10 protein-coding genes, 1 tRNA gene and 1 pseudogene are annotated in these 11,010 nt (G+C 72.8%); 6 read left to right on the forward strand and 6 right to left on the reverse strand.

All coding sequences use genetic code 11. From position 1 onward, the window contains the following. Nucleotides 1–9 precede the first annotated feature (9 nt). On the forward strand, nucleotides 10–537 hold the full coding sequence (locus ABD106_RS01690; protein WP_343916679.1) for a DUF3145 family protein: 528 nt from the start codon (nucleotides 10–12) through the stop codon (nucleotides 535–537). Between the two features lie 98 nt (nucleotides 538–635). Here ABD106_RS01690 and ABD106_RS01695 read toward each other — a convergent pair whose 3' ends face one another. The 6 genes and pseudogenes from ABD106_RS01695 to aceE all read right to left on the reverse strand — a co-directional run bounded on the left by ABD106_RS01695 (nucleotide 636) and on the right by aceE (nucleotide 8,043). Continuing rightward, nucleotides 636–1,871, reverse strand: coding sequence for a beta-ketoacyl-[acyl-carrier-protein] synthase family protein (locus tag ABD106_RS01695; RefSeq protein ID WP_343916682.1), 1,236 nt, complete (start codon nucleotides 1,869–1,871; stop codon nucleotides 636–638). 64 nt (nucleotides 1,872–1,935) lie between these two features. Further along, nucleotides 1,936–2,187 (reverse strand): acyl carrier protein, encoded by a 252-nt coding sequence (locus ABD106_RS01700; protein ID WP_343916685.1) that lies wholly within the window; start codon nucleotides 2,185–2,187, stop codon nucleotides 1,936–1,938. Between the two features lie 36 nt (nucleotides 2,188–2,223). After that, nucleotides 2,224–3,222 carry a beta-ketoacyl-ACP synthase III gene (locus ABD106_RS01705; RefSeq protein ID WP_343916687.1) on the reverse strand — a complete coding sequence of 333 codons (999 nt, stop codon included), beginning with the start codon at nucleotides 3,220–3,222 and terminating at the stop codon, nucleotides 2,224–2,226. Then, on the reverse strand, nucleotides 3,219–4,136 hold the full coding sequence (locus ABD106_RS01710; protein ID WP_343916689.1) for an ACP S-malonyltransferase: 918 nt from the start codon (nucleotides 4,134–4,136) through the stop codon (nucleotides 3,219–3,221). The genes ABD106_RS01705 and ABD106_RS01710 overlap by 4 nt, the downstream gene beginning before the upstream one ends. 16 nt (nucleotides 4,137–4,152) lie before the next feature. Further along, nucleotides 4,153–5,281, reverse strand: a pseudogene (locus tag ABD106_RS01715) (PucR family transcriptional regulator). Nucleotides 5,282–5,367: 86 nt separating this feature from the next. After that, a complete protein-coding gene (gene aceE, locus ABD106_RS01720) occupies nucleotides 5,368–8,043 on the reverse strand; it encodes a pyruvate dehydrogenase (acetyl-transferring), homodimeric type (RefSeq protein ID WP_343917852.1) in 2,676 nt (891 codons plus the stop codon). 169 nt (nucleotides 8,044–8,212) lie between these two features. Between aceE and ABD106_RS01725 the strand changes: the two genes are divergently transcribed. The 5 genes from ABD106_RS01725 to ABD106_RS01745 all read left to right on the forward strand — a co-directional run. Then, on the forward strand, nucleotides 8,213–8,671 hold the full coding sequence (locus ABD106_RS01725) for a peroxiredoxin (protein WP_343916691.1): 459 nt from the start codon (nucleotides 8,213–8,215) through the stop codon (nucleotides 8,669–8,671). A 13-nt stretch (nucleotides 8,672–8,684) separates the two neighbouring features. Next, a tRNA-Val gene (locus ABD106_RS01730) sits at nucleotides 8,685–8,757 on the forward strand. 35 nt (nucleotides 8,758–8,792) lie between these two features. Beyond that, nucleotides 8,793–9,608 (forward strand): SDR family NAD(P)-dependent oxidoreductase, encoded by an 816-nt coding sequence (locus ABD106_RS01735; protein ID WP_343916693.1) that lies wholly within the window; start codon nucleotides 8,793–8,795, stop codon nucleotides 9,606–9,608. Nucleotides 9,609–9,702: 94 nt separating this feature from the next. Beyond that, nucleotides 9,703–10,539: a Nif3-like dinuclear metal center hexameric protein gene (locus ABD106_RS01740; protein WP_343916695.1), complete on the forward strand. Its 837-nt coding sequence runs from the start codon at nucleotides 9,703–9,705 to the stop codon at nucleotides 10,537–10,539. Next, nucleotides 10,530–11,010, forward strand: a 481-nt coding sequence (locus ABD106_RS01745; protein WP_425545699.1) for a zinc ribbon domain-containing protein, incomplete at its 3' end; no start/stop codon positions are given. The genes ABD106_RS01740 and ABD106_RS01745, both read left to right, overlap by 10 nt.

Below are 11,010 nucleotides of genomic sequence, written 5' to 3' on the forward strand. Positions count from 1 at the left end.
GGAGAGACGATGACTGCTGCGAACACGCTCAGGCGACGTCCCGTTTCCACGACGGGGGTCGTCTGGATCCACGCGTCCCCGCGTGCCATGCGGACCCATCTCGAGTGGGCCGTCGGCCATGCCGTGGGCGACGCGCTGCGCTTCGTCTGGCAGGGCCAGCCGGCAGCTCCGGGCATGGAGCGCACCGAGGTCCACTGGACGGGCTCCGCCGGCACGGGCGCCGCCATCGCGAGCGCGCTCGCCGGCTGGCGCGACGTGCGCTTCGAGGTGACCGAGGATCCGACGCCCGGCAGCGACGGCATGCGCTGGATGCACACGCCGCAGCTCGGCATCACGGCGCGGCGCATCGACGCCGCGGGCTCCCTCGTGGTGCCCGAAGAGCGCATCCGCAGTGCCATGGAGGTCGCCGGCGCCGACGCGCGCACGCTGCTGGCCGAGCTCGACGAGGCCCTCGGCGGCGCCTGGGACCGCGAGCTCGAGATCTACCGGCACGCCTCCGACGCCTCGCCCGTCATCTGGCTGCACCGCGTCGGCTGACGCTCGTCGGCGCCTGCGTCGACCCCACGAACGGCTGAGGGCCCCGCTGCATACAGCGGGGCCCTCGGCACATGTCGGCGACGCCATCGCCGATCGCGTCAGACGGAGCGGATGGCGATCACCGCGTTGTGCCCGCCGAACCCGAACGAGTTCGAGATCGCCAGCTGCGGGCCCTCGCCGAGCGGCATCGGCGTGCCCGAGATGCGCAGCGGCGCCTCCGGGTCCTGCTCGGTGACGTTGATCGTCGGCGGGGCGGTGCGCTCGACGAGCGCGAGGGCGGTGAAGACGGCCTCGAGGGCTCCGGTGCCGCCCAGCAGGTGACCGTGCGCGGCCTTCGTCGCCGAGACGGGGATCTCGCGGATCCGCTCTCCGAAGATGCGGTGCATCGCGCGCACCTCCGCGACGTCGCCCACGGGGGTGGACGTCGCATGCGCGTTGATGTGCGTCACGTCGTCGGCCGTCGCGCCCGCGGCGGCGAGCGCGCGCTCGACCGCGCGGCTCGCGCCCAGGCCCTCGGGCTCGGGCGCGGTGATGTGGTACGAGTCTGCGGTCACGCCGCCGCCCGCGAGCTCGGCGTAGATGCGCGCGCCGCGAGCGAGCGCGTGCTCCTCGGTCTCGAGCACGAGCGCCGCGGCGCCCTCGCCCATGACGAAGCCGTCGCGGGTGATGTCGTAGGGGCGGGATGCGCCCGCCGGGTCGTCGTTGCGGCGCGAGAGCGCCTGCATCGACGAGAACGCCGCGAGCGTCATCGGGTGGATGGCCGACTCGCTGCCGCCCGCGATGACGACGTCGGCGATGCCCTCCTGCAGGTGCGCGTACGCGTGCACGAGGGCCTCGGTGCTCGAGGCGCATGCCGAGGCGACGGTCTGCGCGTAGGCGCGGGCCTCGAAGTGCATCGAGATGGCCGCCGACGGCGCGTTCGGCATGAGCATGGGGACCGTCATGGGCATGACGCGCCGCGGCCCCTTCTCACGCAGCGTGTCCCACGCGTCGAGGAGGGTCCAGAGGCCGCCGATGCCGGTCGAGAAGTCGACGCCGAGCCGCTCGGGCGCGACGCCGGGGGAGCCAGCGTCAGCGAACGCCTCCTTGGCCGCGACGAGCGCGAACTGGCTGGAGGGATCGAGCCGCTTCGCGACCGGTCGTTCGAGCACCGTGTCGGGCCGCACCTTGGCCTGTGCGGCGAACGTGACGGGCAGGTCGTACTGCTCGACCCAGTCGTGCTCGAGCGTGCTCGCACCCGACTCGCCGGCCAGCAGCGCCGTCCAGCTGTCGCGGGCCGTGCCGCCGAGCGGCGACGAGGCGCCGATGCCGGTGATGACGATCTTGTGCGTCATGGCTCTCCTTCGTAAATGGCGCGTGCGGCCGGTCGCCCGGCCGCACGCGTGTCGAAGCGGAGGTTCAGGCCGCCTGCGCGCCGGTGATGTAGTCGACCGCGTCCTGCACGGTCTTGAGGTTCTTGACCTCGTCGTCGGGGATCTTGACGTCGAACTTCTCCTCGGCGTTCACGACGATCGTCATCATCGAGATCGAGTCGATGTCGAGGTCGTCGGTGAACGACTTCTCCAGCTGCACGTTCTCGGTCGCGATGCCGGTCTCGTCGTTCACGAGATCGGCGAGTCCTGCGAGGACCTCGTCCTTGGTGAATGCCATCGGGTGTCTCCTTCTGTCTGGTGAACGGGTTGAAGTCTAAGGGAGGACCACGACCTGGGCGCCGTACACGAGCCCAGCGCCGAAGCCGATCTGGAGTGCGAGGCCGCCGGAGAGCTCCGGTCGCTCCTCGAGGATGCGGTGCATCGCGAGCGGGATCGACGCCGCCGAGGTGTTGCCAGTGGTGGCGATGTCGCGCGCGATGACGACGGATTCGGGCAGCTTCAGCTGCTTCGCGAACTCGTCGATGATGCGCATGTTCGCCTGGTGGGGGATGAAGGCGGCGAGGTCGGCGGGCTCGACGCCCGCGGCGTCGAGCGCCTCGCGCGCCTTCTTCGCCATCTCCCAGACCGCCCAGCGGAACACCTTCTGGCCGTCCTGCCGCAGCGTCGGCCACGCGGCGCCGTCGCGCATCGAGCCGAGCGTGTTCGTCATCCGGATCGTCTCCCACTGGGAGCCGTCGGAGCCCCACACCGAGGGGCTGATGCCGGGCTCGTCCGAGGGGCCGATGACGACGGCGCCGGCGCCGTCGCCGAGCAGGAAGCTGATCGAGCGGTCGGTCGGGTCGACGACCTCCGACAGCTTCTCGACGCCGACGACGAGCACGTGCTCGGCCATGCCGCTGCGCACGAGCGCGTCGGCCTGCGCGACGCCGTAGGCGTAGCCGGCGCACGCGGCCGAGATGTCGAACGCGGGCGCGGGCGTCGCGCCGATGCGCTCGCACAGCAGCGAGGCCATCGACGGCGTCTGCACGGTGTTGCTGATGGTCGAGACGATCACGGCGTCGATGCGCGCGCCGTCGAGGCCTGCGCGCTCGAGCGCCTCGCGCGCGGCGGTCTCGGCGAGGTCGACCGCCTCGACGCCCTCGGAGGCGCGCACGCGGCTGATGATGCCCGTGCGCTGCCGGATCCACTCGTCCGACGAGTCGATCGGCCCGATGAGGTCGTCGTTCGGCACGTCGAGGTCGCCCCGCGCCGCGCCCACCGACAGGATGCGTGCTCCGTTGCGGGTGGGAAGGCCCGTCATCGTGGGGGTCATGCGGCTCCGCTCTCCAGCAGCGCGACGGCTGCGTCGATGTCATCAGGGGTGGTGAGGCCGACGGCGGGCACGCCGCGCAGGCCGCGCTTCGCGAGCCCGATGAGCGCGCCCGCGGGCGCGAGCTCGATGATGCCCGTCACACCCGCCTCCTGGAACGCCGCCATGCACAGGTCCCAGCGCACGGGGCTCGAGACCTGGCCCACGACGAGCTCGAGGAAGTCGGCGCCGGATGCCACGGCGCTGCCGTCTCGGTTCGTCCAGAGCGTCGTGCTCGGGTCGGCCGCGCGGGTCGAGGCCGCGGCGGCGCGGAAGCGCTCGACCGCGGGCGCCATGTAGTGGGTGTGGAAGGCGCCGGCCGTCTGCAGCGGGATGACGCGGGCGCGCTCGGGCGGTGCCGCAGCGAGCGCCTCGAGCGCGTCGAGCGCTCCCGCGACCACGATCTGGCCGCCGCCGTTGTAGTTCGCGGGCGCGAGCCCGAGCTCGGCGAGCCTCGTCTCGAGCACCGTCTCGTCGGCGCCCAGCACGGCCGCCATGCCCGTCGGCGTCTCGGCCGCCGCATCCGCCATCGCGCGGGCGCGCTCGCCGACGAGCGCCATGGCGTCGTCGGCGGTGAGCACGCCGGCCGCGACGGCGGCGGTGATCTCGCCGACCGAGTGGCCGGCGACACCGCTCGCGAGGCGGGCGCGATCGCCGAGCGCATCGAGTGCGAGGATGCCGGCGGCGACGATGAGGGGCTGCGCCACGCGCGTGTCGCGGATGGTGTCGGCGTCGCTCACCGTGCCGTGCGCGACGAGGTCGATGCCTGCCGCCTCGCCGAGCGCGCCGAGGCGCTCCGCAGCGCCGGGCAGCTCGAGCCACGGAGAGAGGAAGCCGGGCTTCTGCGAGCCCTGGCCGGGGGCGACGATCACGATCACGCCTTCATCCTTCCATTCACGACCTGCCGCGATTCGCATGCCGGTTCGGCCCGGTCGTGCGCTGCGAGCGCTCGCGCGTCGCGTCGTGGATCGAGCCGAGGATGATCGCGGTGTGGAGCGCGAGCGCCTCGCGGGCGCCCGTCGCATCCCAGCCGATGATCTCGCTGATGCGCTTGAGGCGGTAGCGCACGGTGTTCGGGTGCACGAAGAGCTCGCGAGCCGTCGCCTCGAGCGAGCGGCCGGTGTCGAGGTAGCACGCGAGCGTCGCGAGCAGGTCGCTCGAGTGGTCGCGGAGCGGCTCGTAGACGCCGCGCACGAGCTCCTGGCGCGCGAGCGGGTCGCCGGCGAGCGCACGCTCGGGCAGCAGGTCGTCGGCACGCACCGGGCGCGGCGTGCGCCGCCACGCGCCCGCGACGGCGAAGCCGGCGAGCGCCGCCTTCGCGCTGCGCGCCGCGTCGACGATGCTCGGCACGGCCGGCCCGAGCACGAGGTGCCCCTCGCCGAAGCCCTCCGCGAGCTCGCCCGCGATCGCGAGGAACTCGAGCGGCTCGTCGCCCGCCTCGTCGTCGTCGGCGGCCGCGCGACCGATCACGACCACGAGCCGCGAGCCCTGCACGCCAACGAGCACGTCGCACCGGGCGTGCCTCGCGCGGCGCCGGACGACGTCGACGTCGAGCACGCGCGGCGCGACCCCGACGAGCACCGCGCACTCGCCGCGCCCGTGCCAGCCGAGCGCCGCCGAGCGGCTCGGCAGGTCNNGAGTCGGCGACGAGCGGCTCGAGCCGCGCGTCCCACAGGCCGCGCGACTCCGCCGCCCGGGCGTAGACGTCGGCCGCCGCGAAGGCGATCTCGCGCGAGTAGCGCAGGATCGGCTCGCGCATGAGCGGGTCGGCGTCGCCGATCCGCTCCTCGAAGACCGACACGACCGTGCGGATGAGCTGCAGCGTCTGCTGCAGGCTCACGCTGCGCAGCAGCTCCCTGGGCGCCGCCGCGAAGACGTCGGCGGCGATCCAGGGCTGCGCCTCAGGATCCTCGTGCCACGCGATGAACGAGGTGATGCCCGACTGCGCGACGAGCCCCACCGCGCTCCGCCGCGAGGGCGGCATCGTGCGGTACCAGGGGAGCCGGTCGTCGAGCGCCCGCATCACCTGGCCCGCGAGGTCGCCCGAGATGCGCCGCAGCCATCCCAGCTGCTGCGTCTTGAGCTCTGCCTCGGCGGACAGGTGCGCGCCTACGACTCGCCGCCGGCGTTGCCCGACTGGCCAGCGTTCACGTCGTGGAGGCTGTACTTGTCGATCGCCTGCATCACCATGCCGAGCGGCACCTTGCCCTGCTTCGCGAGCGCCTCGAGGGCGCGCACGACCACGGAGTGGCTGTCGATGGTGAAGAAGCGGCGGGCGGCGGCGCGCGTGTCGGCGAAGCCGAAGCCGTCGGCCCCGAGCGTCGCGTAGTCGCCGGGCACCCACTCGCGGATCTGGTCGGGCACCGCGCGCATGTAGTCGCTCGTGGCGATGAACGGGCCCTCGGCCTCCGAGAGCCGCTGCGTCACGTACGGCACCTTCGCGTGCGCCTGCGGGTTGAGCCAGTTGTGCTCGTCGGCCTCGAGGCCGTCGCGCCGCAGCTCGCTCCACGAGGTCACCGACCAGATGTCGGCCGAGATGCCCCAATCGCTGCCGAGCAGCTCCTGCGCGTGGTGCAGCCACGGCAGGGCCACGCCCGAGCCGAGCAGCTGCACCTTGATCGGGTGGTGGTCGCTCACCGAGACGCGGTGGATGCCGCGGCGGATGCCCTCGGCGTCGACGCCCTCGGGCTCGGCGGGCTGCACGTACGGCTCGTTGTAGACCGTGAGGTACATGATCACGTCCTCGGGCGAATCCCCGTACATCCGCTCGAGGCCCATCTGCACGATGTGCGCGATCTCGTAGCCGTAGGCGGGGTCGTACGCGAGCACGGCCGGGTTGGTGGATGCGATGAGCGGCGAGTGGCCGTCGGCGTGCTGCGTGCCCTCGCCCGCGAGCGTCGTGCGACCGGCGGTCGCGCCGATGAGGAAGCCGCGCGTCATCTGGTCGGCTGCCGCCCAGATCGAGTCGCCCGTGCGCTGGAAGCCGAACATCGAGTAGAAGACGTAGATGGGCACGAGCGGCTCGCCGTGCGTCGAGTACGACGAGCCGGCGGCGATGAACGCCGCCATCGCGCCGGCCTCGTTGATGCCGACGTGCACGATCTGGCCGTCGGGCGCCTCGCGGTACTTCAGCAGCAGGTCGCGGTCGACCGACGTGTAGTTCTGGCCGTGCGGGTTGTAGATCTTCGCGGTCGGGAAGAACGCATCGATGCCGAACGTGCGCGCCTCGTCGGGGATGATCGGCACGATCCGGTTGCCCCAGCCCTTGTCGCGGAGCAGGTCCTTGAGCAGCCGGACGAACGCCATCGTCGTGGCGACCTGCTGCTTGCCGGAGCCCTTCTTCGGCATGTCGTAGGTCTTCGCCTCGGGCAGCGGGATGACCGTGTGCTTCGACCGGCGCTCGGGCGTGAAGCCGCCGAGCTCGCGGCGGCGCTCGAGCATGTACTGGATCTCGGGGGAGCGGTCGCCCGGGTTGAAGTAGGGCGGGTTGTAGGGGTCGGCCTCGAGCTGCTTGTCGGAGATGTCGAGCTGCAGGTAGTCGCGGAACGTCTTGAGGTCGTCGAGCGTGAGCTTCTTCATCTGGTGGGTCGCGTTGCGCCCCTCGAAGCTCTTGCCGAGGCCGTAGCCCTTGACCGTCTTCGCGATGATGACGGTCGGCTGGCCCTTGTGCTCGGCAGCCGCCTTGTAGGCCGCGTACACCTTGCGGTAGTCGTGGCCGCCGCGCTTGAGCGCCCAGATCTCGTCGTCGCTGAGGTGCTTGACCATCTCTAGCGTGCGCGGGTCGCGGCCGAAGAAGTGCTCGCGCACGAACAGCCCCGACTCGGCCTTGTAGGTCTGGTAGTCGCCGTCGGGCGTCGCGTTCATGAGGTCGCGGAGCGCCCCGTCGTCGTCGCGGGCGAGCAGGTCGTCCCACTCGCGTCCCCAGACGACCTTGATGACGTTCCAGCCCGCGCCGCGGAAGAACGACTCGAGCTCCTGGATGATCTTGCCGTTGCCGCGCACCGGGCCGTCGAGGCGCTGGAGGTTGGCGTTGATGACGAAGTTCAGGTTGTCGAGGCCGTCGTTCGCGGCGAGCTGCAGCGCGCCGCGCGACTCGACCTCGTCCATCTCGCCGTCGCCGAGGAACGCCCACACCTGCGAGTCGGCGACGTCCTTGATGCCGCGGTTCGCGAGGTAGCGGTTGGCCTGCGCCTGGTAGATGGCGCCGATCGGGCCGAGGCCCATCGACACGGTCGGGAACTGCCAGAAGTCGGGCATCATCCGCGGGTGCGGGTACGAGGGGATGCCGTTCGGCGCCTTCGACTTCTCCTGGCGGAACGCGTCCATCTGGTGCTCGCTCAAGCGGCCCTCGAGGAACGCGCGGGCGTACATGCCGGGGGATGCGTGGCCCTGGAAGAAGATCTGGTCGCCACCGCCCGGGTGGTCCTGGCCGCGGAAGAAGTGGTTGAGGCCCACCTCGTAGAGCGATGCCGACGACGCGTAGGTCGAGATGTGGCCGCCGACGCCGATGCCCGGCGCTTGCGCGCGGTGCACCATGACGGCCGCGTTCCAGCGGATCCACCGGCGGTAGGTGCGCTCGATCGCCTCATCGCCCGGGAACTCGGGCTCGTTGTCGGGCGAGATCGTGTTGATGTAGTCGGTCGTCGGCACCATGGGCACGCCGAGGTGCAGCTCCTTGGAGCGCTTCAGCAGGCTGAGCATGATCTCGCGACCGCGCTCGCTGCCGTTCGCGGCGACGAGCTGCGACAGCGACTCCTGCCACTCAGCGGTCTCGCTGGGATCCATGTCGTCCGTGTGGCCCGAGTAGGGGTCCTGGTCGTTCAGCACCGATGCTCCTGACGTCGATTCTCGCGGCGCCCTGGGTGCGCGCGTCCGCGCATCCACTCTATCCACCGCGCCGCACCGCCGACGTGTGCGCGGGTCGCGCCCCGGGCGGCTCTGGCACGATGGGCGCATGGCACTCCAGATCGGCGACGCAGCGCCCGACTTCACCCTCTCCGACCACACGGGCGAGGCGGTCACGCTCTCCGAGCTCCGCGGCCGTCCCGTGGTGCTCGTCTTCTACCCGGCCGCGTTCACGGGCCGCTGCACCGGCGAGCTGTGCGAGATCCGCGACGAGCTCGGCGCGTTCGAGGACGCCGACGCCGAGGTGCTCGCCATCTCGGTCGACACGGCCGCGTCGCTGCGCGTGTTCGCCGAGCAGGAGGGGCTGGGCTTCCGCCTGCTGAGCGACTTCTGGCCGCACGGGGCCGTCGCGCAGGCGTACGACGCGTTCCTCCCCGAGCGCGGCGTCGCGACGCGCGCCACCTACGTCATCGACCGCGACGGCAGGATCGCCGCGCAGTTCCGCGTGAGCCCCTCCGCATCGCGCGACATGGACGCCTACCGCGAGGCCCTCGCGAACCTCGGGTAGCGTTCCATCGCCGGAGCCTGTAGCTCAGCTGGCAGAGCGCCTCGTTTACACCGAGGATGTCGGCGGTTCGATCCCGTCCAGGCTCACGAGCGCCGATCGGCGCGACGACGAGGAGGTCGATGTGGAGATCCGTGGTGCAGCCGCACTCGTGACGGGAGCGGCGTCGGGGCTGGGCGCGGCGACGGCCGCCGCCCTCGCCGCGCGGGGCGCGCTCGTCGTGGGCCTCGACCTGCCCGCCGCGGTCGAGCGCGCGGCGTCCGCCGGGGCGACGCCCGACGGCATCCGCCTCGTGCCGGGCGACGTGACCGTCGAGGCCGACGTGCAGCGCGCGGTCGACGAGGCCTCGGCGCTCGCGCCCCTGCGCATCGCGGTCTCGTGCGCGGGCATCGCGACGGGCAAGCGCCTCATCGGCCGCGACGGCCCCCACGACCAGACCTCGTTCGAGCGCACGATCGCCATCAACCTCTTCGGCAGCTTCCAGGTGCTGCGGCTCGCCGCCGCGCGCATCGCCGAGACCGAGCCGCTCGACGGCGGCGGCCACGGGGAAGACGGCCACGGGAGCGAGGCGCAGCGCAGCGACGGCCAGCGCGGCATCGTCGTGCAGACCGCATCGGTCGCCGCCTTCGACGGCCAGATCGGCCAGGCCGCCTACAGCGCCTCGAAGGGCGCGGTCGCTGCCATGACGCTGCCCGCCGCGCGCGACCTCGCCCGCCACGGCATCCGCGTCATGACCATCGCCCCCGGCGTCGTCGACACCCCGATGATGGCCGGCATCGGCACCGAGGTGCGGGACGCGCTCGAGGCGACCGTGCCGTTCCCCGCCCGGCTCGCGCGACCCGACGAGTTCGCGCAGCTCGCGGTCGCGGTCATCGAGCACGACTACCTCAACGGCGAGACGATCCGGATGGACGGCGCGCTGCGGATGCCGCCGCGCTGAGCCCGTCCGCCGGAGGCCGTGTCCGCCGGTGCCTGCCCGCTCGTGCCCGGCGCAGCGGCACCCGGGCGCTGCGCGCGTCCGTAGGATGGGGCGCATGACGAGCGTCGCAGAGGTCCAGCGCGCGGTCGAGTCGCTCTGGCCGGCTGCGACCGCCGCGGACTGGGACGCCGTCGGGCTCATCGCGGGCGATCCCGCCGACCCCGTCGAGCGCGTGCTGCTCGCCGTCGACGCCGTCGGGGCGACGGCCGCCGAGGCCGTCGACCGAGGCGCCGACCTCCTGCTCGTGCACCACCCGCTGCTGCTGCGCGGCGCCACGAGCGTCGCCGCGACGACGCCGGCCGGCCGCGTCATCACTCGGCTCGTGCGCGCTCGCGTCGCGCTGCTCGCGGCGCACACGAACGCCGATGCGGTCGACCGCGGCACGAGCGGCGAGCTCGCCTCGATGCTCGGGCTCACCGGCACCGCGCCCATCGTCGTCAACCGCGTCGACGAGGCGCTCGGCCTCGGCCGCGTCGGCGACCTGCCGCAGCCCGTCGCCCTCGGCGAGCTCGTCCGCACGCTCGCGGGCCTCGTGCCCGCCGTCGCCGGCGGCCTGCGCGCCGCGGGCGACCCCGCACGGCTCGTGCAGCGCGTCGCCATCTGCGGCGGCGCGGGCGACTCGCTGCTGCGCGAGCGCGCGGTCGCCGACGCCGACGTCTACATCACGAGCGACCTGCGGCACCACCCCGCATCCGACGCGCGCGAGCGCCACGCGGCAGGCGAGGGCCCCGCGCTCGTCGACGTGTCGCACTGGGCGAGCGAGTCGCTCTGGCTGCGGCCCGCCGCCGAGCAGCTGCGCGCCGCGCTGCCGGGCGTCGAGGTGCTCGTGAGCGACATCAGGACAGACCCATGGGACTTCGCGGTCCCGCAGGAGGAGCAGGCATGGCACTGAAGGCGACGAACGGCGACCAGCGACGGCTGCTGACGCTCCAGGACGTGGACACCCGCATCGTGCGGCTCACCGCGAAGGCGAAGGCGCTGCCGCAGACCAAGCGGATCGACGAGCTCGACGTGCTGCTCGCGACGCTCGACCGCGCGGTGCTCGACCGGCTCGGCGCGCACGACGACGCGACCTCCGAGGTCGCGCGCATCGAGAGCGACGTCACGACCGTCGAGGCGCGCCTCGCGCGCGACCAGCAGCGGCTGCAGACGGTCAAGGACGCGAAGACGGCCAGCGCGACCGAGCACGAGATCGAGACGCTCGAGCGGCGCCGATCGACGCTCGAGGACCTTCAGCTCGAGGCGATGCAGGCGCAGGAGGATGCCGCCGCCGCGCTCGCGTCGGCCCGCGCCGAGGCGGCCGCCGCGCGCGAGGAGCGCGACCGGCTCGACGCCGAGCGCGCCGAGGTCGCCGCCGGTCTCG

Source organism: Agrococcus citreus (genome assembly GCF_039527715.1).
GTDB lineage: Bacteria > Actinomycetota > Actinomycetes > Actinomycetales > Microbacteriaceae > Agrococcus > Agrococcus citreus.